At 39.5% G+C, this 25,436-nt stretch carries 24 protein-coding genes; 21 read left to right on the top strand and 3 right to left on the bottom strand.

The genetic code is table 11. The features are described 5' to 3' along the window. Positions 1–200 precede the first annotated feature (200 nt). From EV194_RS02630 to atpG, 9 genes are all read left to right on the top strand, one after another. Entirely contained in the window at positions 201–1,655 is a 1,455-nt protein-coding gene (locus tag EV194_RS02630; RefSeq protein WP_243699306.1) for an adenylate/guanylate cyclase domain-containing protein, read from the top strand. Between the two features lie 101 nt (positions 1,656–1,756). Further along, positions 1,757–2,146, top strand: coding sequence for a bactofilin family protein (locus EV194_RS02625; protein WP_243699305.1), 390 nt, complete (start codon positions 1,757–1,759; stop codon positions 2,144–2,146). A 249-nt stretch (positions 2,147–2,395) separates the two neighbouring features. Beyond that, the gene (locus EV194_RS02620; protein WP_132431793.1) at positions 2,396–2,767 is read left to right on the top strand and encodes a hypothetical protein; all 372 of its coding nucleotides are present in this window, start codon (positions 2,396–2,398) and stop codon (positions 2,765–2,767) included. A gap of 48 nt (positions 2,768–2,815) precedes the next feature. Beyond that, complete coding sequence (atpB, locus tag EV194_RS02615; RefSeq protein ID WP_132431791.1) at positions 2,816–3,892, top strand: F0F1 ATP synthase subunit A; 1,077 nt, start codon at positions 2,816–2,818, stop codon at positions 3,890–3,892. Between the two features lie 20 nt (positions 3,893–3,912). Then, complete coding sequence (locus tag EV194_RS02610; protein ID WP_132431789.1) at positions 3,913–4,119, top strand: ATP synthase F0 subunit C; 207 nt, start codon at positions 3,913–3,915, stop codon at positions 4,117–4,119. Positions 4,120–4,151: 32 nt separating this feature from the next. Next, on the top strand, positions 4,152–4,646 hold the full coding sequence (gene atpF, locus EV194_RS02605; RefSeq protein ID WP_132431787.1) for a F0F1 ATP synthase subunit B: 495 nt from the start codon (positions 4,152–4,154) through the stop codon (positions 4,644–4,646). Between the two features lie 73 nt (positions 4,647–4,719). Then, positions 4,720–5,274 carry an ATP synthase F1 subunit delta gene (gene atpH / locus EV194_RS02600; RefSeq protein ID WP_132431785.1) on the top strand — a complete coding sequence of 185 codons (555 nt, stop codon included), beginning with the start codon at positions 4,720–4,722 and terminating at the stop codon, positions 5,272–5,274. Next, positions 5,274–6,866, top strand: a complete 1,593-nt coding sequence (gene atpA / locus EV194_RS02595) for a F0F1 ATP synthase subunit alpha (protein WP_132431783.1) — start codon at positions 5,274–5,276, stop codon at positions 6,864–6,866. The genes atpH and atpA overlap by 1 nt, the downstream gene beginning before the upstream one ends. 13 nt (positions 6,867–6,879) lie before the next feature. After that, entirely contained in the window at positions 6,880–7,761 is an 882-nt protein-coding gene (atpG, locus tag EV194_RS02590; RefSeq protein WP_132431781.1) for an ATP synthase F1 subunit gamma, read from the top strand. A 19-nt stretch (positions 7,762–7,780) separates the two neighbouring features. Here atpG and EV194_RS02585 read toward each other — a convergent pair whose 3' ends face one another. Then, a complete protein-coding gene (locus EV194_RS02585; RefSeq protein ID WP_207915868.1) occupies positions 7,781–9,064 on the bottom strand; it encodes an O-acetylhomoserine aminocarboxypropyltransferase/cysteine synthase family protein in 1,284 nt (427 codons plus the stop codon). 166 nt (positions 9,065–9,230) lie between these two features. On the opposite strand from EV194_RS02585, the gene EV194_RS02580 reads away from it, so the two are divergent. The 4 genes from EV194_RS02580 to EV194_RS02565 all read left to right on the top strand — a co-directional run bounded on the left by EV194_RS02580 (position 9,231) and on the right by EV194_RS02565 (position 11,242). Further along, positions 9,231–9,608, top strand: a complete 378-nt coding sequence (locus tag EV194_RS02580) for a hypothetical protein (RefSeq protein ID WP_132431779.1) — start codon at positions 9,231–9,233, stop codon at positions 9,606–9,608. Between the two features lie 81 nt (positions 9,609–9,689). Continuing rightward, positions 9,690–10,253 carry an RNA polymerase sigma factor gene (locus tag EV194_RS02575; protein ID WP_132431777.1) on the top strand — a complete coding sequence of 188 codons (564 nt, stop codon included), beginning with the start codon at positions 9,690–9,692 and terminating at the stop codon, positions 10,251–10,253. A 52-nt stretch (positions 10,254–10,305) separates the two neighbouring features. Next, positions 10,306–10,725 carry a hypothetical protein gene (locus EV194_RS02570; RefSeq protein WP_132431775.1) on the top strand — a complete coding sequence of 140 codons (420 nt, stop codon included), beginning with the start codon at positions 10,306–10,308 and terminating at the stop codon, positions 10,723–10,725. Continuing rightward, positions 10,715–11,242, top strand: coding sequence for a periplasmic heavy metal sensor (locus tag EV194_RS02565; RefSeq protein ID WP_132431773.1), 528 nt, complete (start codon positions 10,715–10,717; stop codon positions 11,240–11,242). Before EV194_RS02570 ends, EV194_RS02565 begins: the two co-directional genes overlap by 11 nt. On the opposite strand, the gene EV194_RS02560 is transcribed toward EV194_RS02565, so the two are convergent. Continuing rightward, a complete protein-coding gene (locus EV194_RS02560) occupies positions 11,239–12,213 on the bottom strand; it encodes a hypothetical protein (RefSeq protein ID WP_132431771.1) in 975 nt (324 codons plus the stop codon). The two genes, EV194_RS02565 and EV194_RS02560, sit on opposite strands and share 4 nt — an antisense overlap. Positions 12,214–12,469: 256 nt before the next feature. On the opposite strand from EV194_RS02560, the gene EV194_RS02555 reads away from it, so the two are divergent. From EV194_RS02555 to EV194_RS02520, 8 genes are all read left to right on the top strand, one after another. Then, positions 12,470–13,189, top strand: a complete 720-nt coding sequence (locus tag EV194_RS02555; protein ID WP_132431769.1) for a DNA alkylation repair protein — start codon at positions 12,470–12,472, stop codon at positions 13,187–13,189. 136 nt (positions 13,190–13,325) lie between these two features. Continuing rightward, on the top strand, positions 13,326–14,693 hold the full coding sequence (locus EV194_RS02550; RefSeq protein WP_132431767.1) for a TolC family protein: 1,368 nt from the start codon (positions 13,326–13,328) through the stop codon (positions 14,691–14,693). Between the two features lie 52 nt (positions 14,694–14,745). Further along, on the top strand, positions 14,746–15,879 hold the full coding sequence (locus tag EV194_RS02545) for an efflux RND transporter periplasmic adaptor subunit (protein ID WP_132431765.1): 1,134 nt from the start codon (positions 14,746–14,748) through the stop codon (positions 15,877–15,879). Positions 15,880–16,019: 140 nt separating this feature from the next. Continuing rightward, the gene (locus tag EV194_RS02540; protein WP_132431763.1) at positions 16,020–19,427 is read left to right on the top strand and encodes an efflux RND transporter permease subunit; all 3,408 of its coding nucleotides are present in this window, start codon (positions 16,020–16,022) and stop codon (positions 19,425–19,427) included. Between the two features lie 210 nt (positions 19,428–19,637). Then, positions 19,638–21,590, top strand: coding sequence for a DNA primase (dnaG, locus tag EV194_RS02535; RefSeq protein WP_132431761.1), 1,953 nt, complete (start codon positions 19,638–19,640; stop codon positions 21,588–21,590). Between the two features lie 19 nt (positions 21,591–21,609). Next, the gene (locus tag EV194_RS02530) at positions 21,610–22,098 is read left to right on the top strand and encodes a pyridoxamine 5'-phosphate oxidase family protein (RefSeq protein WP_132431759.1); all 489 of its coding nucleotides are present in this window, start codon (positions 21,610–21,612) and stop codon (positions 22,096–22,098) included. Positions 22,099–22,308: 210 nt separating this feature from the next. Beyond that, entirely contained in the window at positions 22,309–23,541 is a 1,233-nt protein-coding gene (locus EV194_RS02525) for a nucleoside recognition domain-containing protein (RefSeq protein ID WP_132431757.1), read from the top strand. A 90-nt stretch (positions 23,542–23,631) separates the two neighbouring features. Next, positions 23,632–23,874 (top strand): SHOCT domain-containing protein, encoded by a 243-nt coding sequence (locus tag EV194_RS02520; RefSeq protein ID WP_132431755.1) that lies wholly within the window; start codon positions 23,632–23,634, stop codon positions 23,872–23,874. A gap of 118 nt (positions 23,875–23,992) precedes the next feature. On the opposite strand, the gene EV194_RS02515 is transcribed toward EV194_RS02520, so the two are convergent. Beyond that, positions 23,993–24,871 (bottom strand): AraC family transcriptional regulator, encoded by an 879-nt coding sequence (locus tag EV194_RS02515; RefSeq protein WP_132431753.1) that lies wholly within the window; start codon positions 24,869–24,871, stop codon positions 23,993–23,995. Positions 24,872–25,436: the final 565 nt, after the last annotated feature.

Raw genomic sequence — 25,436 nt, 5'->3', positions numbered from 1 at the left:
GAACAGAACCTTAATTTATCTGAGAAGCCACTTTTTTAACTGCCAGTTATTACATGGTATTTTTGGGGAGTGTTGAAATAGTCTTTTATGTGCCTAACTTCTTACTATGATTTTATTTTTGCAAGCTATATCGTTGCTATTGTTTACATATAATTACGATGATTGATACATTTTATATAGAATTTTCTGATTTAGTATCTATGGCTTTTTTAAAAGCCATGTTGAGTTTTAACATTTCAAACTTGACCCTGATTTTTTTGTTCCTTTTATTTGCATATGTTTTATACACATACATTCGTCGACAAGTACAAAAAAAAATTGAGCATTTAGTCAATATTCGAGTCGAAAAAGCGTTAAAAGTAAAGGAAAAGGCAATGCAAATCCGAACCGGTTTTGATTCCGAATCGGTAGCACATACAAAAGACGGAACAAAGGTTAAATCAGTAAAATACAAAAGTGTCACAGTTTTATTTGCCGATATTCAGGGGTTTACAAAAATAGTAGAGCATCTCAATCCTGATTTGCTCATTGATGAACTGGATGATTTTTTTATAAAATTTGACTCCATTGTCGAAAAACACGGAGTTGAAAAGATTAAAACCATAGGAGACGCCTACATGGCAGCCGGAGGTATCCCGGAGAAAAATCGGATACATGCATTGAAAATGATACTGGTGGCATTAGAGATTCAAAACCATATGGTAAGTCTCAGGTCAAAAAAAATTATAGATCATCAGGATTTTTGGGAGCTTAGAATCGGAATTCATACAGGACCGGTGATTTCAGGTCGGGTAGGTCGAAACAAAACAGCTCCCGATATTTGGGGTGATACCGTCAACATTGCCAGTAGGATGGAATCTTCTGGTATTGCCGGAGAAATTAATGTTACAGGAGCAACTTATCAGTTGGTAAAAGATTTTTTTGTTTGTGAATACAGAGGGAAGATGCCAATAAAATATAAGGGAGAGATTGATATGTATTTTGTCAAAGGAATTGTACCTGAGTTAGCGGAAGAAAATAAGCGAAACCAACCAAATGAACTCTTTAAAGTCAGACTGCAGCACATTCGTTTTATTGATCTGGAAGAAGCGATACTGGAAAGACTCGAGAATGAACTACCAGTTGATATTTGTTATCATAACGTTAAACATACAATTGATGTTGTAACACAGGTAGAGATCATAGGAAGGGGAGAGGGTGTTTCAGAAGAAGAATTATTACTGCTGAAGACTGCAGCTTTGATGCATGATACTGGATTCCTGATAACATATGAGAATCACGAGCAGATCAGCATCGAACTATGTAATGACATTCTTCCCCGGTTTGATTATAATCCCGACCAAATTGAAAGAATCATTCAGCTGATAAACGTGACCCGTCCCAAAACAAAGCCAGCCAATAAACTGGAGTCAATAATGAAGGATGCGGACTTAGATTACCTCGGAAGAACTGATTTTCTGAATCTCTCAGAAAATCTTTTTAAAGAATTGAATCGTTATAATGGTCGTATGAGCATTCAGGAATGGAATAAGAAACAGTTTGATTTTATTTCGAAACATCGTTATTATACTGAAACTGCTCGCAATATGCGTCAGGTAAATAAGGATAAACAATTGACAAAGCTTAAACAGATTTTACCATTAAGCCGACAATAAATGGCCGTATTTATTTCACAATTGTTATCTTTACCCTGCATGAGGGAAAAATGAGCAGAAATTGCTGTTCGTGAATAGATAATTTTAAACACTTATTTTTAATGAGCAAGAAGATGAAAAGCTACGACACTGAAAGTAAACTTCCCAATATGATTGGACCAGGAACAAAGATTGTTGGAAATATTGAGACCAACGGAGACATTCGAATTGATGGAAATATTGAAGGCAATATCGACTCAAAGGGAAAGGTTGTAATTGGGAATAATGGGTTTGTAAAAGGTGAAATTTCCTGTAACAACGCAGAAGTTTCCGGAACCCTCAACGGGAAAATGTCTGTATTAGAGCTTCTCTCGTTAAAGGCGACATCGAAAGTCAATGGTGACATTAAATCAGGCAAACTCTCAATTGAACCCGGCGCATTATTCTCAGGAACCTGTGCAATGGGGGGATCTAACATCAATCCGTCTTCGATTAAGGAAGAAAAGAAATAGCTTATGTTGCTAAGGCAGCTTATTTATGGCTTAATCTCTGAGAGTCTTTTCTGTAGATGCCTGTTTTTAATAAACTGTTAATTGCAACATTCTAAATCATATTTGATATAATTATAGCCAATAAGATTTTTTCTTATTGGCTTTTTTCATAAATTTATAAAGCGGTAAAGGCTTTTATTGTGTCCAACAACTGATTCTTTACCGGCTTTTATTTTATATGCAACAGGTTTAATCTAATCAGTCAAATTTATGCGTTCAATCATTTTAAAAGAAATAATCTTAAGCTTAGTTGTTTTTTTTGCAGGATTATTTGTTTTTCGACATCTCGAAGTTGATATTTTTACAAAGTGGGTTTATTTTTCAATTTTATTGTTTGTGCTTTTTGTTATTTCTACTCTGTTTGTTAAATATTTGATTGACAGTAATAAATCATGGGTTGCGCTGGGGTTTGCAGGCATTACTTTTTTCTGTCAGATAATTCTTTTGCTCATTTTATTCATTTTTCTTGAACCCGAAGAGACAAATCATCGTATAGTGGCAAAAGTCGGTGTAGTTTCTTATCTTACTTTTTTGGGATTTGATACGTTTTGGAAGATTAAGTGGTTGTTTCCCAAAAGTTAGCGGATATGAGAGGTAGGTTTTTCTGTAATTTTTGATATTTTTTTTTGAATGAAGCTGATATCAACCATCTGTGTACTTTTCTTTTTTGGTTTCCATGTAATGGAAACCAAAGCAGCTGAATCAAATAAGGAGGATGAACCTTTTGATCCTGCTTATATGATAATGCACCACATTGAAGATGCACACGATTTTCACATCCTATCATACACAAATGCACAGGGCGAAAAAGTTGATATCAATTTCCCGTTACCAGTTATTTTATGGCATAATAAAGGTCTTCATTTTTTCATGTCGTGGACATTTAGGCAGCCTGAATCAGTGGTGCCGTTTGGCGATACCTATTTAAGGTTGTATCATGAAAAGATATATTATACAGACTCTGACGGAACAATACTTTATAACGAAAACGGATCAATAGCTAATTCGAAGCCATTAAGTTTTTCCATTACAAAAAATGTTTTTAGCCTCTTTGTTGGTTGTCTTATTATTTTCTGGGTATTTGGTGCTGCCGCCAAACGTTATAGCAAGCGCGGAGGCTTGGCTGTACCAAAGGGAATCCAGTTACTGGTTGAACCAATTATTTTATTTGTACGCGATGATATTATCAGAGCTCAAATTGATAAGGAAAAGGCGGATAAATTCACCCCCTATTTGCTTACATTGTTCTTTTTTATCTGGATAAATAATTTGGTGGGTCTTATTCCCTTCTTCCCGGGAAGTGCCAATCTTTCAGGTAATATTTCATTTACCATGACTCTGGCTGTAATTTCATTCCTCGCTATTAACGTTTTTGGATCAAAGCATTATTGGAAACATCTTCTCATTGCTCCCGGAGTTCCTTTTATAGCGAAAATATTTCTGATACCTGTAGAGATAGTCGGGATATTTACTAAGCCATTTGGTTTGATGCTCCGTTTGTTTGCCAATATAACAGCCGGTCACATCATCATTCTGGCCATTACAGCTATGATCTTTATTATCCGGTCGTTTGCGGTGGCACCAATGACAATTTTATTGTCATTGATCATGATTTCACTGGAATTTCTTGTGGCTATATTGCAAGCATATATATTTACACTATTAACATCTCTTTTTATTGGGATGGCAGTTAACGAAGAACATTAAACAAACTAAACTTTTTTATCATGGAACAATTTAATTCTACTGTATTCGGACTCGCGTTAATTATTTTTGCCGCTGCATTTGGTATCAGCCGCATTGCTCAGGCTGCCATGGAGGCGATGTCCCGTCAACCGGAAATCAGTTCAAAAATTCAGACTGCAATGATTGTTGTAGCCGCTTTAATAGAAGGAGCTACCCTTTTTGCCATTGTTGTTGCATGGTTAAGTTAAGTTTAAGCAGGGTTTAACCAAAAAAAATTGTCATGGGTTTATTAACACCGGATCCCGGATTAATTTTCTGGACAACAACGTCGTTTCTTATCTTGATGTTTCTTTTGCGGAGATACGCATGGAAGCCAATTTTGCGTGCTCTAAAAGTTCGGGAAGAATATATTGAATTTTCACTGAAAGATGCAGCACAGGCTAAGGATGAAGTTTTAAAACTCTCAGAAACACGCAGGCAGATGATTGAAACAACCCGACTGGAGCGAGAAAAAATGATGCGTGAAACCAGGGAAACCCGGGAGGAAATCATAAATGAAGCGAAGGCATCGGCTACGAGGGAAGCTGAAAAAATTATTCAGCAATCTCGTGAGCTAATAGAAAGAGAACGACAAGAGTCATTATCTGAAATCCGGCAACAAATAAGCCTTATATCTCTCGAAATAGCTGAAAAGATTCTAAAACAGGAACTTGTTAGCGAAGAGAGACAACAAAGTGTGATTCGTGAATATTTAGATCACGTCAATTTTAATTAAGAGTCAGTATTCGTTAAAAGGTTTAATACGGGATTAAGATTCATAATAGTTTTTTAATATAGAGTTCTGAAGCATGAATGTTAGCTTAATATCAGCAAGATATGCAAATTCACTTTTCCTTGTTGGAAAAGATGATGCCTTGTTATTGGACAGCATTTATATTGATTGCTCATATTTAAAAAACATGATAAAAGAGTCAGCCGATCTGGCAGAATTTCTCAAAAATAGTTTAATTAAACCAGGCAAGAAAGTTCAGGTTTTTAAAGGTATCTTTGGGAAACAGATCCATGAATATACTCTGCGATTTGTTGAGATCATCATTCAAAATCACCGTGAAACCCTTCTCGAAAATATACTGAGAAATTTTATTAATCAGTACCGTCAGTATAAAGGAATAAAAACAGTAACAGTAATTACAGCACTTCCTATACCTGAAATCATGTTCAGGGAAATCAATGAAACAATTGGACGACAAATGGACTGTGTAGCAGAGCTTGAGTGTCGTGTAAATGAGGATATTATAGGAGGATTGATTCTGATGGTAGATGGACGAATGGTAGATGGCAGTGTATCAGGTCAGCTGCGATCTTTGAAAAAGAAATTGTTGACTAATTTGAAGTTCAGCTAATGGAACAAATAAAACCTTCAGAGGTTTCAGCCCTTCTGCGAAAGCAGATAGAAGGATTTCAGGCCGCCTCGCAACTCGAAGAAGTAGGTACCGTGCTCCAGGTGGGTGACGGAATTGCCCGTGTTTTTGGTTTAACCAATGTGAAATCCAATGAATTGGTTGAACTTGATAAATGCATGGGCGTAGTTCTAAACCTTGAGCAAGATAATGTGGGTATTGTGCTTTTTGGCCCTTCCCATTTGGTTCGGGAAGGAGACGTAGTTCGCCGCACGGGTCGTATTGCATCAGTCAGAGTTGGCGATGGAATGGCCGGTCGGGTGGTTAACTCTCTTGGAGAACCAATTGATGGTAAAGGAGAAATCAGAGGGGAACTTTATGAAATGCCTTTGGAACGAAAAGCCCCGGAAGTAATTTATCGTCAGCCTGTAAAAGAGCCTTTACAAACCGGATTAAAAGCCATTGATTCAATGACTCCCATTGGACGTGGACAAAGGGAATTGATTATTGGTGACCGCCAAACCGGGAAAACAGCCATTGCCATTGATACCATCATTAATCAGCGGGTGTTTTTTGAAAGGGGAGAACCAGTTTATTGCGTCTATGTAGCCATAGGCCAAAAAGGAAGTACGGTGGCACAAATTGTACGAACTTTGGAACAACATGGAGCCATGGACTATACAGTGGTTGTAATGGCTACCGCTTCAGACCCTGCTGCCATGCAGTTTTATGCGCCATTTACCGGAACAGCTATTGGTGAGTTTTTCAGAGACACCGGCCGCCATTCACTTATTGTTTTTGATGACTTATCAAAACAGGCTGTATCATACAGAGAGGTATCTCTTTTGTTAAGGCGTCCTCCGGGACGCGAGGCTTTCCCGGGTGATGTTTTTTACTTACATTCACGTTTGCTGGAACGTGCCGCTAAACTTATTGAATCTAAAGAGATTGTTTCAAAAATGAACGATCTTCCACCGTCCATTGCTCATTTGGTAAAGGGAGGAGGCTCATTAACTGCTTTGCCAATTATTGAAACACAAGCCGGTGACGTGTCTGCTTATATCCCGACCAATGTAATATCAATTACTGATGGCCAGATATTCCTCGAAACAGGGTTGTTTAACTCCGGAATTCGACCTGCCATTAACGTTGGGATTTCCGTTTCACGAGTTGGAGGAAATGCGCAAATCAAATCCATGAAAAAAGTGGCAGGTACGCTGAAACTTGATCAGGCTCAATATAGGGAACTGGAAGCTTTTTCAAAATTTGGTTCTGACTTGGATCCGGCTACCATGGCTGTTCTGGATAAAGGACGAAAAAATGTGGAGTTGCTAAAACAACCCCAATATAAACCCATGAGGGTAGAGCACCAGATTGCATTGATTTTTTGCGGAACACGCGGATTATTGCGTGACGTTCCAATGGATAAAATTCAGGAATTTGAAAAAGATTTTATTGAAAATCTAGAGTTAAGACATGCCACGGTTTTAAAGCAAATTGCAGTGGGTAATCTGGACGATGATGTAGCGGAATTGCTAAAAGACGTAGCTGAAGATTTAAGTGTAAAATACCGGGTTCTGGAAAACCCGTCCTAATGGTTCCGTTTAAATGGCTAATTTAAAGGACATACGTACAAGAATTAATTCGGTTAAAACGACCCGTCAGGTTACCAGTGCCATGAAAATGGTTTCGGCAGCCCGCTTGAAAAAGGCTCAGGATGATATTTCACACATCCGACCTTATACCAGCCGCCTTGCAGCTATTATTCATGATTTGGCTGCCACGCTGGATAAAGATCATCCCATGGACTATTCTGAACCCGGAATCGGGGAAGACGTTCTTATTTTGGCCATTGCTTCCAACAGAGGGTTGTGCGGTGGTTTTAACATCAATGTCGTTAAAGAAGTTCAAAATCTGATTTCCGATCGCTATGCCCGTGATTATAAATTAGGAAAAGTGAAGATTGGAATCATGGGTAATCAGTTGGATAAAATGTTTAAGGTACGGGATATTCGTAGGGATTTTTATCATCATGAATTACTGCAAAATCCAACATATGAGTCGGCTGCAGTGTTGGCTAACCAACTTATGCTTGATTTTAAGGAGGGAGGATTTAAACAAGTGGTGCTGGTTTATAATGAGTTTATTAATGCTGCCTATCAGGAAGTTCAGGTTCAGCAATACCTGCCATTCTCCGTCCCTGTAGCCGAATCAAATGAGTTGTTGACTGAATATATTTTGGAACCGGATGCGGCAAGCATTATTAGAAGTTTGGTTCCAAAAATGCTGCAAACCATGTTATTTCAGGTTATCCTGGAGTCCTTGGCATCTGAACATGGAGCCAGAATGACTTCCATGCACAAAGCTACAGACAACGCTACGGAACTGATAAAAGGCCTTCAGTTGAGTTATAATAAAGCCCGCCAAACTGCCATTACTAATCAGATTGTGGAAATTACGGGCGGTGCAGAAGCATTAAAAAACGGGTAGCTTTGGCTACCCGTTTCTTTTATTTCACTTTTGAAAATGCCAGTTCAAAATCAGATTTAATGTCTTCAATGTGTTCTATTCCAACTGATACTCTCAACAAACCGTTTTCTACTCCGGCAGCCTTTCTCTCTTCAGCATTTAATTGCTCATGAGTCGTTGAAGCCGGATGAATTATCAGTGTTTTAGCATCGCCAACATTGGCAAGGTGGCTAACCAGTTCCAGATTATTAATAAACTTGTCGGCAGTATTTACGTCTCCTTTTATTTTAAAGGATAACATTCCACCGTATCCGTTTTTCAGATATTTGGTTGCCATGGTATGATATGGACTGTTCTTTAATCCGGGGTAATTCACATACTCTACCTGCGGATGATTCTCAAGCCAAAGTGCCAAATGCATAGCATTTTGCACGTGGCGCTCAACACGAAGTGACAGGGTTTCCAAACCCTGTATCAGCATAAATGCATTGAACGGACTGAGTGCCGGCCCGTAATCCCTTAACCCCTCTACTCGTGCCCTGATAATAAAGGCAATGTTTCCAAAGGTTTCCCGGAATTTCATGCCATGATAGCCTTCTGAAGGTTCCGTAAACATGGGGAATTTTCCGTTGCCCCAATCAAAGTTTCCACCATCTACAATTACGCCGCCAATGCTGGTTCCATGACCGCCAATCCATTTGGTGGCCGATTCAACAACAATATTTGCCCCATGTTCCAGCGGACGAAACAAGTAACCACCGGCTCCAAAGGTGTTGTCAACAATGAGCGGAATTCCATAACGGTTTGCCACATCGCCCAACTCCTCAAAATCAGGGATGTTAAATCTTGGATTTCCAATGGTTTCAACATAAAGAGCTTTGGTGTTATCGTCAATGGCTGCTTCAAAATCTTTTGGGTTATCGCTCTGTACAAATTTTACCTCAATCCCGATTCGTTTAAACTGAACCTTAAATTGATTATAGGTACCACCATAAAGATATGATGTTGAAACGATGTTGTCACCAGCTTCAGCCAAATTGGTGATGGCCAGGAATTGCGCTGCCTGTCCCGAAGAAACTGCCAGAGCTGCTACTCCGCCTTCAAGAGCGGCTATGCGTTTTTCAAAAACGTCGGTGGTTGGGTTCATGATGCGGGTGTAGATATTCCCAAATTCTTTAAGACCAAAGAGGTTTGCTGCGTGCTCTGCATCCTTAAAAAGGTAGGATGAGGTTTGATAAATGGGTACGGCACGCGACAGGGTAGTTGGGTCAACCTCCTGTCCGGCATGTAATTGCAGGGTTTCGAAGCGTAATTTTGACATCATGTGGTTTTTAATTGTTAGAAATGGTCAATTCAGACTTTAAAACTATGATAATTTTAAAAAAAATCATTTTTCTGCGAATGGTTTTTATAAAAGTGGTGTCTAAAAGATAAAGTCAGAATAAACATTGAGAGATAATTCTTTTATGCAAACAATTAAAACTTTAATTATGAAGAAATTAGTATTAACTTTGATGACAGTGGCAGCTTTATTATTTGTTGTTAATGCCACCGTTTCTGCTCAGGAAGCAGAAACTAAAGAAACGCCCCGAACAGGTTTTGTTGATACCACCGGTGATGGAGTTTGTGATAATTATGATGGAAAAAGACCCGGTAAAGGACTGGGACCCGGCAGTGGTGAAGGTCAGGGTGTAAAAGATGGAACAGGACGTAGGCAAGGTCGTGGTCAAGGATTACGTGACGGTCAAGGTCGTGGAGAACGAAAATTGGATGGAACCGGTTCTCGTGGTGGTGAAGGTCGTGGAGAGCGCAGAGGCAAACGTGACGGCTCCGGACCAAACTGTAATCCACAACCTAAAACAGAATAATCTGAATAAATCTGATGCGGATTTTTTCCGCATCAGATTATTATGAAATTTATGCGTTAAAACTTTTCATCGATATAAATCATGACAGAGAATACCAATGCCATCATTGTTGAGAAAGTTAAACAGGGAGACAAGGAAGCGTACCGGCATCTGGTAATGAGGTATCAGCAAAAAGTGTTTCAAACATGCATCGGTTTTTTACAGAACGAAGCTGATGCCGAAGATTTAACTCAGGAAATATTTATAAAAGCATACCAAAAGATTGAATCTTTTAGGTTCCAATCGGCTTTTTCCACATGGTTATATCGAATCTCTGTTAATACATGCGTAAATTTTCTGCGAAAGCAGAAGGTTAAAAGGCTTCTCTTCATGGATTCCGGTAATCAATCGAAGGAATTAAAAGGAGTTTCTGAACCAGCAGATTACTCAATAGAAAGAGAGGAGCAACGAAGGATGCTCCGAACAGCCCTTAAGGAATTGACAACTATGCAGCGTAAAGTTTTTGTTCTCAGTCAATACCATGATTTAAGCAACAAGGAGACAGCCGAAGTGCTTGAAATCTCAGAAAAGGCAGTAGAGAGTTTGCTGTTCAGAGCAAGAATGAAATTGCAGAAAGCGGTTAAAGAGAGAATGACGAATGATTAGTATATCATTAATTATAGAAATAACCAGAAAACAGATCAATAATCCCAAATATATGAACTGCGTTGAATTTGAAATACGATTGGCGAAACTTAAATCCGGGGAAAATCCGGGAGATGAGTTTATTAAGCATAGAAACCAGTGTGCAAAATGCACGAAGTTGGCAAATGAAGTTGAAGGATTGTTTCAACTCATTGAAGTAGATGCTTCAAAAACAGTATCACCGTTTTTATCCACGCGAATTATGGCTGCACTGGACAAAAAGGCTATGGAAGTTCATATATCAATTCAAAAAGCATGGCAAATTGCGGCTGTTTCATTGGCTTTAATTGCAGGATTTAATTTAGCACTTTTTATGGATTACCGCCAATCACCAACTGATGCGGACTCTGTTTTGTCAGAGTATTTCTTTGCAGGAAATGCCGGAATGGAGATTGAAAACAACTGGTTAAAATTATCTACAGATGAGGATTAAATACTTAATATATGCGCTGGTTTTAATACTGGCATTTTTATCGGGTTGGATGGGTTTTCGATTCATCAAGGGAGAGAGTTCTGAGCCTGTGGTTTCTGAACTGACTCTTGACAGCATTCCCGGCAGGGGATTTTTCGGAATTGCCCGAATCCTTGAATTTGATGATGTGCAGAGAGAAAAATTCCGGGAGATGGAGATTCAATATCGAACAGATTTAAGAGATTTGATAATATCCATGAACGAATTTGAATCTCTGATTGTTGAGGAGTTTTCTAAATCAACACCGGATACATTGCGATTATCTGAGCTTGCATTTCAAGTGGGTAAAATTCAGGGTGAGATAAAGCAACTTTCCATTGACCATTTTTTATCAATCAGAGACATCTGTGATGATAGGCAGGCCGAAAAACTGGCGGTGTTGTTTTCCAATATGCATGAACGGCCCGGATTTCGACGTGGAAGAGAAGGACAGGGACGAGGTGAAGGCAGGCACCGATTTGGCAGAAGAGGCAATTAGAATCTTGAACCTTCAAAAATTCTGCCTCCACGGCGACTTTTTTGACCAAAGTACCAGGTCAAATCCAGTGATGGATATATTTTTACTTTAGAAGAGCCAAAATTACCTATGGAAAGCAAATATCCAGGGGAAATTGAAAAATTCTTTGCAGCAAAGTAGTTTAATGCAGCATGATGTTCAAATCCATTGTTGTGGTGAGTGCTGTTGAAATATCGGAAACCTCCTTCGATAAAAGTAAAATCGTTGAGGCGTGCATCGGCACGCAACCGGGCTATTATCAATAGCCCCTTTCCTGTTAAAGGCGCACTTCTGCTTCCAATAATATGTTCATCTATGGCCGAGAGGTCATTGCTTTCGAGTGATAAGCCATAATCAGCAGATAATCCGGCGGTTATAATTAGCCATGGAATTCCCTGAACACAACTTACATCATCCATAAATGGCTTACTAACAATTAATTCATTCCTGATGGCAACAATATGTGGAATCGCAGCAGTGGTGTCAACATAAGAGTGATATCCCTTATTTTGCGCCCAGTTTAATCCCGGAGTGGGGACATAAATCCCATGCCTGGTAGCCCAATATATTTCTCCGGAATGAATCCTTCGTTTAATCATGAGATTGGGAACCCAATAAGAAGCACCTAAAAGTGATTGCAATTCATATTTTGAATTGATTCCTAAGCGTGAAGGGTTGGTAATACTGACGTTTCCCGTTTGAGGAATAGAAAGGTATGCCGTTTCCGGACTCCAGATATGGTCATCGCGGTCGTTATTTCTCCTGGAACCAAAAGGTTGCAGCGGATTAAAAAAGTTGGTTTGCTGTCCGGTTTCTCGTTGTCTTCTTTCCAGGTCGCGGGTAGCTCTTTCAGCCTGACTTCGTCGTCTGAATGGCCATACTTGTGCCTCCAGCTCTGCGGGAATCAGAGCTGTTATAATTAAAATTACAAAGATGGCATGTTTTCCACTCATGGTTTCCCGCTAAAAAAATCCATATCCACAATTGGCGAAAAGATAGCAGTTAAAAAAGAGATGTTTAGATAATCTTTTTTGCTGATACTTTGCTTTCTATTCAATGGATTTATAAATGAAAACGACTACTTGTATGATAATAATTAATATAAATATAACGATTCTTTTATGACATTAGTATTCAGTATAATATATTGTTGTAATTTTATCATCGCTATTTGTCCTACTATTTACCCATCAACTAAAATCCTTAACAATGAACTCAAATCAATTGGTCGATGAGGTTCGTGCTTATTGTCATAAACACTCTAATCCACAAAATCTTCAAAAATATCAACGCTACTTTAAAGGCGGGTATGATGGTTATGGACTTACCACTATTCAAATCACCGCTAAGGTAAAAGAGATTGCACCTAAGTTGGACGCAGGAATAGAAACAGCCTTAAAGGCTGTTCCTGTTTTCATGGAAAGTGGTATGTACGAAGAGACTTCTTTTGGTTTATTGATTGTTGACTCATTTGAGAAAGAGTTAACTCCTGAGGTTTTTGACCTAATTGGTAGCTGGTTTGCAAAAGGTATAACCAATTGGGCGCATGCGGATACTTTGGGAATGTATCTGCTACCAAAATTTTTAAAGAAAAACATCATTGCCATTGAGGATTTTAAACCGTGGCTTCAATCTGAATATAAGTTTCAGCGTCGCTGTGTCCCGGTCACTTTAATAAAATCTTTAAAAATTGTAGGTATTGAAAAGCCTATGCAATTTGTTGAACCACTGATGACTGATACAGAAAGAGAGGTGCATCAGGGAGTGGGTTGGTTCTTGCGGGAGGGATGGAAACTAAACCCAAACGAGGTTGAATTGTTTCTGTTGAAATGGAAGGAGACCGCTCCCCGCCTCATATTTCAATATGCTTGTGAAAAGATGGAGAAAGAGGAGCGATTAAGGTTTAGACGGACAAAGAAAGGGAAATAACGAAATCCGGATTTCGTTATTTATCCTGAAATAGTTGCCGTTGGTCGAAAACTTCTTGTAAGAAGCTGCTGCAAGGGATAATTTTGTGCAGAAGAAAGACCGAAATTGTACATCATTCAAACTGAAACTTAATTTTATGTTGTTGAAGAAGCGCTGTTTATTGCCCGTTTTATTGCTGGCAGGTTTTGTTGTATTCAATTCACATGTTTTTGCTGATGAACCGCAGTTTTCACTTGAAGAGGCCTTAGAGTTTGCTTCGAAAAACGCCTATCAAAAAATCAGTTCAAATTTCGATGTTGAATCGGCAAGGCGTAGAATTTGGGAAACCATCGCCGATGGTTTACCACAGGTGGAATTAACCGGACAATACAATCACTCCATTGATATGGCAAAAACATTATTGCCTGTCGAGTTTTTTCCGCAAGAAAACTGGCCATCGGGTGCTGGACCCGGAGACATGATACCTGTTTCATTTGGAACACCTTATGATGCAAACTATGGAGTTGGTGTTACCCAACTTATTTTCGATGGTTCTTACTTTGTAGGTGTTCAGGCAACAAGAGTTTTTCTGGAGTTTACCGAACAGCAACAACGTAAAACAGACATTGAAATCCGAAATAGTGTGGCTCAGGCATATTTTTTGGTTTTAAGTGCGCGAGAAAACCAGGAAGCTTTTTCCGGACTGCTTGAGGCCAATGAGAAACTTTTGCTTGAGACGCAATCCATGTTTGAGGCTGGATTTGTTGAGTCATTGGATGTGAGCCAAATGGAGTTGCTGGTCAATAATTCCAGAAAGCAACTAATGGAGGTAAAGCGAAATAAGGAGGTTGCCATGTCGGTGCTTAAGTTTACCATGGGGTATGATAAGCATGCAGAGATGCGTTTAAGCGATTCACTTACCTACCTTTCGCAAAGAATCATATCAGGAGGCATTCCTGATGATTTGTTTGTCCCCGACCATCACGTCGATTATCAGTTGGCAATGACCAACGAGGAGAGTCAAAGGTTATATCTGAAGAATGAAAGAGCTCAATATTTACCACGCATCAGCGCTTTTTATAATTTTCAGAAAATAGGGTTCTCCAACGATTGGAACGTGTTTACTCAGGATTGGTACCGGGCACAGTTTGTAGGTGTTCAACTTTCTGTTCCGCTATTTACCTCGGGAATGCGCCATGCAAGAGTTCAGCAACAAAAGCTCAGTTATAAACAGAGCATAAATGAACGCGAAATGACCTTACATAATTTACAAAGCAATTATGTAACAGCGCGTGCCACCATGCGAAACAGTTATGAACAATATCTTTACAGCATAGAAAACAGGCGGCTTGCTTTAGATATTCTGGAAAAAACGAGAGTGAAATTCACACATGGTATTTCATCGAGTTCTGAATATACACAACAACAAACTCAATATATACAGGCTCAGATGAACTATGTTCAATCGGCTGTAAATTTAATGAATGCGCACATTGCCTTATTAAAGGCAACTGGTCAGTTATGATAATCAGAGATTAAAAAATCAATCGTTCCCAATGATATTATACAGAGAAACAATGGCAAAGAATATTATCAGAGTAGTAGTTGTCAGCATTATATTGGTGCTGCACGGATGTGGAGCAAGAGTTGCTGATGAAGAGCAGGACAAGAGGAATCAGTTGGCTGAGTACAGATCTCAGATGGATGAATTACGTCAAAAAATTGCTCAGCTTGAATATGAATTGGATAATAACTCCGACCGTTCCAGGGTCAATGTGGAACTAAATGACTTGAAGGAAACCGTTTTCGAACATTTTATTGAGGTAATGGGTCGTGTTCAGTCCGACCGTAACCTGATTGTACGTCCCGAAGCAGCCGGAAATATCGTTGATATTCTGGTGAAAGAGGGTGATTACGTTCGCAAAGGTGACATCATGGCGAGACTGAATACGAATGCTCTTGACCGTTCTATTCAGGAGATGGAGGTAAATCTAGATTTAGCCAACACCATGTATGAACGCCAGGCAAAGCTTTGGAATCAAAATATTGGTAGTGAAGTTCAGTATCTTCAGGCAAAATCCAACAAAGAGTCGCTGGAAAGAAGACTTGAAGGGTTACAGGCTCAGCGGGCAATGGCAGTTGTAAAATCCCCAGTGAACGGGGTGGTGGATGAGGTAATTCAGAAGCAGGGCGAGATGGCCGGTCCATCGATTCCTTTTGCCAGAGTGGTAAATGTGGAGCAGTTATATGTTACTGCAGATGTGGCTGAACGCCATTTAACATCGGTCAGAAGTGGTGATTCTGTTTCGGTAAGATTCCCAGTTTTGGGAACGACCAGAACAGAAACTATCAACAGAACATCATCGGTTATTGACGCCGACAGCAGAACTTTTCGTATCAGGGTAGAAATGGATAACCCCGGAAACAGGATTAAACCTAACCTGATGGCAGTTTTGCAACTTAGAACTTACCGAAACCCCGAGGCTTTAGTTGTTCCTTCTATTTTAATAAAGCAGGATTTTACCGGTCAGTTTCTATTTGTTGCCGAAGAGGAAAATGGAAATTATGTATCGCGTAAGCGATACATAACCACAGGACTCAACCATAATAACAATACAGTTGTGGAGTCGGGACTTTATCCGGGAGATAAAGTTATTACCGAAGGATTCGCAATGGTGGTGGACGGAACACTTTTAAATGTAAATAATTAAGGATTTCTGAAATCTTAACTATTAAAATATATGAATACTAACACGTTTTGGAAAAACGTGTTAGGTGCATATTCCTTTTCGTTTCAGAGAAATCCATAGTCAGGTTTTTTCATAAACCGTTATTACAAACAGATACTTTTATGGATAAGGTAAAAAATGGCGATATAAGTCACAGAAATTTTAAGCCAACTTATTGGGCACTGTCCAATAAGAACACCATATATATTCTAACTTTTTTCCTGTTGATAGGAGGAATATTTACATACAGGAGCATGCAAAGGGAGTTGTTTCCCGAAATTGTGATTCCTTATATCATGGTGCAGACCCCCTATCCGGGAAATAGCCCACCGGATATTGAGAACTTAATAACCAGGCCAATAGAGAAGCAGTTGAAAGGCCTTAATGGAGTAAAGGTTTTATCTTCCGCTTCATATCAGGACATGAGCTTAATTATGGTGGAGTTTGAAGCGGATGTGGATGTGCGACAGGCTCTTCAGGATGTAAAGGATGAAGTGGATAAGGCAAAAAGTGACTTGCCTGACGACATGGATTTTGATCCCATTGTTGAGGACATTGATTTTTCGGAGTTTCCCATTCTGAACATCAATCTCTCGGGGGATTACAGTTTGTACGAGTTGAAGCAATTTGCTGAAAATCTGCAGGAGGATATTGAATCACTTCGTGAAATAAGGGAAGCCGATATTCGCGGTGTGGACGAGCGCCAGATTAATATTCTGGTTAATCCTCTTTTGCTGGAGGCCTACGACCTGACATTTATGGATTTGGAACTTGCCATCATGACTGAAAATGTTAACATTGGAGCAGGTGAGATTTTGGTGGATGGCACACGTCGGTCGTTGCGTACAGAGGCTAATTATCGCTCAATGGAAGAGCTGGAGAGCACCATTGTTAAATTTGAAAATGATAAGATTGTTTATCTGAGGGATTTGGCAAGGGTTGTAGATGGTTTTGAAGACCAATCAACCATAGCACGGTTGAATAATCAGCCGGTGGTGTCGTTGAGTGTGATAAAAAAGAGTGGAGAGAACCTTCTGGATGCCACTGATCAAATTTTCAGGATTATTGAGAATAAACAGGCTTCGGGTCAACTCCCTCCAGATTTATCCATCACTGTAACAGATGATATGTCTGTTTATATCAGGGATCAGATCAGTAATCTTGAAAACTCAATTCTTTTGGGGATGATTCTGGTAATTCTGGTACTGTACCTTTTTATGGGAATAAGGAATGCTTTTTTCTCGGGCATCGCCATCCCAATGTCCATGTTTATATCATTTCTGGTATTAGGAGAATTGGGATATACTATAAACACCATGATCCTATTTAGCTTACTGCTTGCGCTTGGGATGCTTGTTGATAATGCCATTGTGGTGGTTGAGAATTCCTATCGCTTATATGAGGAAGGATACAAAAAGATGGATGCCATTAAAAAAGGTGTAAGTGAAATCGCGATTCCAATTATAACATCTACTGCAACAACTCTGGCTGCATTTTTCCCATTGTTGTTATGGCCCGGAATTGTTGGCGAATTCATGAAATTTCTTCCTATTACATTAATCATAGTTTTGTCTTCATCACTTTTTGTGGCGTTGGTTTTGAATCCTGTTTTTATGGCTCGTTTTGTAAAAGTTGAGGATCCAACGGCAAAGGTCAATGTTAAAAGGTTGTTTACTATAACAGGTTCATTGGCTGTTATTGGAGTTGTTTTCTATTTATCCGGGAATCTTTTAATGGGGAACTTACTGGTATTGCCACTTTTAATGAGTCTTTTAAACGTGTATATTCTGAAACCGGGAGCCAGAAATTTTCAACAGCGTTTTTTACCATGGATCGATCGGCAATATGAGAAAACTTTAAGATTAGCCATGGGACGATTGACTTCCAAAATGTTGGTGGCAGCCATGTTCGTACTGTTTGTAGTTTCAATTATGATTTTTGGGGCGTCAAATCCAAATGTGATATTTTTTCCTGAGAATGATCCCAAAACCGTTTATATTACCATGGAACTTCCCCTTGGAACCGACATTGACCGAACAGATGTTGTTTCACGTGAAGCAGAAAAAATTGTATTCGAAGTTCTTGAACCCTATGAGCACATTGTAAAATCGGTTGGAGTAAATGTGGGAAATGGTAAAGGTGATTTTTTTGAGCCATCAAGAGCACCAAATAAGGCCTTGTTTACCATCACTTTTGTTGAGTTTATCGACCGGGATGGCATCAGCACTTCCAAAATCATGCTGGAACTTACAGAAGCATTAAAGGATTTTACGGGAGCTGAGTTTTTTGTTGAAAAGGAGGACGAAGGTCCCCCCGTAGGTCGACCAATCAATATTGAAGTCTCGGGCGATGACTTTGCAACACTGGTAAATTTGGCAGAAGATATCAAACAAACCATTGATGACAGAAGAATTCCCGGGATAGAAAATCTCCAGCTTGACATCAATATGAGCAAGCCTGAGATGCTTCTGACCATTAACAGGGAGATGGTTCGCCGGTTAGGTTTGTCAACCGAGCTGGTGGCAAGTACCATGCGGACAGCACTCTACGGAAATCGTGTTGATAAGTTTAAAGATGGAGAGGATGAATTTGACATTGTTGTTAGGTTGGACGATGAATTCCGCAACAATGTATCGGCTCTGATGAACATGAAAATCAAGGTTGAGAAAGAGGGTTTCAGTTTTCATATACCTGTCTCTTCGGTAGCCGATTATTCTTACGGAACGACTTATGAAGATATTAAGCGTAAGGACAATACACGTGTTATAACAGTTTATTCTAATGTAATTGAAGGGTACAATGCCAATAGAATCAATAATGATATCAGGGAATTATTAGGCAGATATGAAATGCCTCCGGGTTACTATTGGGAAATGACCGGTGAGCAGGAAAACCAGCAGGAAACCTCTGATTTCCTGCTAAGGGCACTATTCATAGCCATTGCGCTTATTTCCATGATATTGATTACACAGTTCAACTCGGCCATTAAACCCATGATTATTCTTGCCACTGTTGTACTGAGTACCATTGGGGTGTTTTTAGGATTGGCAGCTTTTAATATGGACTTTGTAATTTTGATGACTGGGGTTGGGATTGTTTCATTGGCTGGAATCGTTGTGAATAATGGAATTGTTTTAATCGATTACATCGATATAAAACGAAATGAAAGGCGCGAAATTCTTGGTTTACACAGCCGGGCACGATTAACACGGGAAGATGAAGTTGAAGCAGTTATTTCTGCCGGACGAACCCGTTTGAGACCGGTATTACTAACTGCCATAACAACGATTCTTGGATTGATTCCATTGGCCATTGGGTTAAACTTCGATTTTTTTAGTCTGTTTACCCAACTTGATCCTAAGATATATTTTGGAGGAGATAATGCAGCTTTTTGGGGACCCATGTCCTCGGCGGTTATTTTCGGGCTAACAACCTCCACTTTCCTTACGTTGATAATGGCTCCCGTTATGTACAACATGGCTGTTCGGGTTCGAAATTATTACGTAAAAGAGAAAGTTGTTGAGGAGTAGCTTATTTTGATATAGCAGTAAAAATTATGGCACTATGCCAAGAGGCGGAATTCGGTGCAAAGTTGCATTGAAACCGCCTCTTGGTATATTTATTGTAGAATGTAGTTTAATCTAAACTCCTCTACGCTGATTTCACCACTCCCGGATAAACACCTCTTTTCATTATTCTGCGATATTTCTCTATCTTTGATTCTGAATAACGAGGGAGACATGATAGATAAAGCCACCATTGACAGGGTAATGGAAACAGCACAAAGCCAAATCACTGACGTGATTTCGGAGTTTATTTCTCTTAAAAAAAGAGGGATAAATTATATTGGCCATTGTCCCTTTCATAATGAAAAAACCCCTTCGTTTATTGTTTCTCCTCACAAAGGTATTTTTAAGTGTTTTGGTTGTGGCAAAGGGGGTAATGCCGTGAACTTTTTAATGGAGCATGAGCAGATATCTTTTGTTGATGCTATTAAAACTCTTGGAAGAAAATTCCATATCCCCATTGAAGAGAAGGAGGCCACTCCTGAGGAGATGGTCAAACAGAATGAGCGGGAGAGCATGATGGTGGTCACTAATTTTGCCGCTCGCTGGTTCACCAAAAACATGTTTGAAACCGATGAAGGCCAATCTGTAGGACTTGGATATTTTAAGCAACGTGGGTTTGATGCGGAAATCATCAAAAAATTTCAATTGGGTTATTCCCCCGACAACAAGGATGCTTTTACACGTCAGGCCACCATCGAAGGCTATAAGCTCAACTTTTTGGAGAAAACCGGATTGACTGTTGTTCGTGATGATTACAAAGCGGATCGCTTCCGTGGAAGGGTTATTTTTCCCATACACAGTTTATCAGGAAAAGTCATAGCTTTTGGAGGCCGTATCCTGAAATCGGATGCTAAGGCAGCCAAATATCTCAACTCTCCGGAGTCAGAAATTTATCATAAAAGCAAGATTCTTTACGGCATTTACTTTGCTCGTCAGGAGATGACCCGACAGGACAGAACCTACCTGGTGGAAGGTTATACCGATGTGCTTTCATTTCATCAGGCAGGCATCACCAATGTGGTGGCTTCCTCGGGAACCGCTCTTACACCTGACCAAATAAGGCTTATTGCGAGGTTTACACCAAATATCACCATCATATATGATGGCGATCCGGCCGGTATAAAAGCCTCTCTCAGGGGAATTGACCTGATTCTGGAAGAGGGAATGAATGTTAAAGTGCTCCTTCTTCCTGAAGGAGAGGATCCCGATTCCTTTGCAAAAAAAATGTCGGGAGATGAGTTGCGTAGGTATATTTCAGAAAATGAGACCGATTTCATCAAATTTAAAACATCCATCTTACTGGCAGATAGCAACAACGATCCCATCAAACGGGCTCAGTTGATTCAGGATATCGTCAAATCCATATCGGTTATTCCCGATCAGATTATCCGATCGGTTTATGTGAAGGAGTGTAGTACACTCCTTCAGGTTGAAGAATCAGTGCTTTACAGCGAGATTGGTAAAATAAAGAAAAAGCAGCGTGATAAGGAGGCGGGTAGGACTGCTTATAAGGAAAAAACAGAGGAGCCGGTACCTCAAAATCAGCCGACAGCCATTACAGCATCTTCAAAAAATCCTCTGGATGCAGAAGAAAAGGAGATTTTAAGGTTTTTATTAAAATATGGGCATCTTGATTTAGGAGAGGTGGATTTGGGAGACAAAAAGGCCGTGATGTTGGTGGGGGAATACATTGTAAATGAGTTGCGTCAGGATGAACTGAAAAGTGAAAACCCTGTGTATAACCTCATACTCGAAGAGTATGAGGAACAAATGAAAACATCTGACTTTATAGCCAATAAGTACTTCATTTCGCATTCAAACCCTGATATTTCACAACTGGCAACAGATTTAATTGCAAGGGAATATCCGCTGAGTAAAATCCATAAAAAGCATGGTGTTATTAAATCTGATACCGATTTATTGGCCATTTTGGTTCCAAAAGTGGTGCTGGAACTTAAGTGGAAACTGGTGAAACTAAAGCTCGAACAAACCCGAATGAAACTACAACAAGCCGAAAAGCAGGGGAATATGGAGGAGGTCATGGAATTGATTAAGGAGATGAGTTTGTTGCAGAATGTTTTCAAACTGATTTCTCTCCAACAAGGAGAAAGAACCATTATATAAAATTGAAAATTCTTTTTTCATGAAGACAGTTGTACACGAAGATCAGGCAACCATTGAAGCCATTATCAGGAAATGCGACATTTGCTTTATTGGCGTGGTCACACCCGACAATTTGCCTTATGTGCTTCCAATGAACTTTGGTTACGATAATGGAATCATTTATCTGCATAGTGCACCCACGGGTAGGGTTATTGATTGTCTGGATAAAAGCCCCAATATTTGCATTACCTTCAGTGCCGATCATGAGCTGGCGTTTCAGCATCCGAAGGTAGCTTGCAGTTACCGTATGAAATCGAAAAGCGTGGTGGCTTTTGGTAAAGTTCGGTTTGTTGAAGACATGGACAAAAAACGGCGGGCGCTGGACATCATTATGGAGCAATACTCCGATAAACATTTTGAGTATAGCGACCCTGCTGTACGAAATGTGAAAATTTGGGAGGTTCCGGTGGAGCAGATAAGCTGCAAAGAATTTGGAGCTCCGCATCAAAAGCCTGATATTACAAAGTGAGTTTCTGTCCTCAATTTTTGTGCAGAGAATAGAAATTTAGACATTAGACAAATAGAGTTTTAGATATAAGATAGAGTTGAATTGATATTCTAGTAATATGTGATGATGTTCAAAATCTAATTTAAATTTATTACCAGGGTCTCGGGAATTGCTATTTTTCCCCTTATCTATTATTCTAAATATCTAATATCTCTTTATCTTTAAAAAGTTATGGTCTTAAATTATATATGGATAGCATTTTTTCTTATCGCATTTGTGGTTGCGCTTCTTCGGCTCATCATATTTCAGGATGTTGAAGTTTTTCCGGAGCTGGTCAATGCAACCTTTGAGTACGCACGGTCAGGTTTTACCATTTCGCTTGGACTTACCGGAGTGCTTACATTGTGGCTTGGGTTTATGAAAATTGCTGAACATGGAGGTATGGTTCAAGCCCTTACACGGGTGACTGCTCCTTTTTTCCGCCGGCTGTTTCCAGATCTGCCGAAAGACCATCCGGCATACGGCTCCATGATGATGAATTTTGCTGCCAACATGCTTGGTCTTGATAATGCCGCCACGCCCCTCGGACTTAAAGCCATGAAAGAGATGCAAACGGCCAACCCGAAAAAGGATACGGCGTCCAATGCACAAATTATGTTTTTGGTGCTTAATACCTCTGGGCTTACCATCATACCTGTGTCTGTTATGGTTTACAGGGCACAGTTTGGAGCCGCCAATCCCGCCGACATATTTTTGCCCATCATGCTCGCCACATTTTTTTCAACCTTGGCAGGGATTATCTCAGTATCGATTGTTCAGCGTATTAAATTATACGACCCCATTATTTTGGCGTGGCTTGGAGGAATGACAGCCATGGTGGTTGGATTGATTTACGGATTCTCGTTGCTCGACAGGAGCTTGATGAGCACCGTATCGTTGTTAGTAGCTAATTTTATTCTCTTTTCCTTTATTACCCTGTTCATTGTGCGTGCCGCTTTACAAAAAGTTAATGTTTATGAATCGTTTATTGAGGGAGGAAAGGAAGGTTTTACAATTGCCATAAAAATTGTTCCTTACCTGGTGGCTATTTTGGTTGCTATTGGTGTTTTCAGAGCATCTGGGGCTATGGATTTTTTAATTGATGGCATTGCCGCTTTTTTTGGATGGTTTGGAGTTGATACCCGTTTTGTGGATGCCTTGCCAACTGCCTTAATGAAACCATTGAGCGGAGGAGGGGCCAGAGGGATGATGGTCGATGCCATCGACGCCTACGGCGTTGATTCATTTGCCGGTCGTTTGGCTTCGACGGTGCAGGGCGCCACCGATACTACTTTTTATATCATTGCGGTTTATTTTGGGTCTGTGGGCATCCGGAAAACACGGCACGCCGTTTCGTGCGGATTAATTGCCGATTTTACCGGAATCATCGCAGCCATTTTGATTGGATACCTTTTCTTTGGATAAATCACCTGTTTACTTTTTCCGTAGGTTTTAGTAACTTGTCTGTTTAAGAATTATAAAGTTCAATTTTTGTAAAACAAAACCGGCATTATTATGGAAGACAAGGAAAAGAAAAAGAAAAAAAAGGGAGCCTGGCACATTGGCTGGGGTTGGTATTTGGCGGTTCCGGTTTTAACTGTTTTATCTATGGCTTTAAAACGCGGTATCAACGATGTATCGGATAAAACAACCTCCTCCGTGAATGCATTGGATATATTAAAGGAAAGATACGTTAAAGGTGAAATTGATAAAGAGGAATTTGACCAAAAATTGAGGGATATAAAGGAAGCACGTTAAGTGCTTCCTTTTCTATACCTGTCTGTCAACCATAAAGTGACGGATTAGATTTGCGCGTTTAGCGTTCCCCTTGGGGGCTAGGGGTGAGCGTTGAAGGCTATTCAGGTTTGACTTAAAGCTAGAAAACAGTTTTCACTCCATTGAAATTAACTCTGAATTCTGATGGTGTACAACCTTGTTTTCTTTTAAATGTCCTGTTAAAATTGGATATATTGTTGAATCCACAATGGTAACAAATTTCTGATACACTTTTATTCGTTTCAATTAGCAGTCTGGTGGCATGTCCCAGGCGGATTTCATTAATAAATTCAATAAACGATTTGCCTGTCCTCTGCTTTATAAGACGGCTAAATGAAACGACCGACATGTTAACCATTTGAGCGGCCTCCTCCAACATGATTTTTTTGTTGAAATTGGCTTTAACGTGATTGTAAATTTTTTCGATGCGCTCACTGTTGTGAAAATCGCTGTAATGTTGAAATGAAATGTTAGTTAGAAGTTTTTGGTTCCTCGAAATTGAGAGATCATACAACAGCGATTGGAATTCTAAAAATGAATCGAAACCTCTTTTTTGTGTCAGGTTGTGTAGACGTGGTTCTGCCTGTTTGGCGGTTTCTTTAGAAAATGCAATTCCTCGTGCAGCATTCTGAAGAAGATCCCTGATGGGTTTGAGAAGATTTTTACCCATTAACGGCCCTTCAAAGATGTCTTTTGGGAATTGAATGGTGATTTCATGTAAAAGCTGCTTTCCTGTATTACGATAGTTTTCCCATCCATGGTAAAGATTGGGGCCAACCATAACCAATTCGTAGTCTTCAATTTCTTCCATGTGATCACCAACAATTCGCCTCCCACCATTCGCATTGGCGATAAAGTTGATTTCATATTCGGGGTGAAAATGCACCGGAAAAGTGAAAAGGCTTCGTTCGCGATCAAATACCAAAAAACAATCATCTTCGTTCAATGGCGTGATTTCCCTGTGTATTGATTCTTTCATATTGTTGATTTCAGGTTGCTATCATCATTTTAATTAAGATGATGATGCGGTTTTCATCGATTAATCTTTGTTATATATACTCAAATATAAATAAAAATGATATAATAATATCATTATTATTGTAATGTCTTGAAAACTAGGGTAAGAATGTGGCTTAGTTTCTCAGGGTTATTATGTTGAAATTTGTAATTTGCAGATAGATAACTACTTTATAATAGTAAATATTAGTAATGACGGTTGGTTTAGTTCTTAAGAGAGTGAAAATGGCAGAATAGTATATGTCGATGTACAAAAAAATTGTGGTCTAAGAAACTGGTCGATTCAAGACGATAGTACCTCTAAGATGTTCATCGGGCGTTTCTATATGCCCCAGATTGTTACTCATATTTTATTTCTTTTCGGATGGCATTTTTCCAAATCAACCCTTAATCCTGTTGAAAAAGGTTATCCTATTCTCTCAAAGTTAAATTAGATACCTTGCTATTTTACCTCCCAAAATTTACTCTGTTCTATTTGCTCTTACTTGGGATTCGGAAAACCAGTAAAAATAAGGGATTTTAAAGTT

It is taken from the genome of Natronoflexus pectinivorans, from assembly GCF_004345615.1.
GTDB lineage: Bacteria > Bacteroidota > Bacteroidia > Bacteroidales > Marinilabiliaceae > Natronoflexus > Natronoflexus pectinivorans.
Note: the sequence above shows the minus strand (reverse complement) of the source record. Positions and strands in the feature narration are given on the sequence as shown.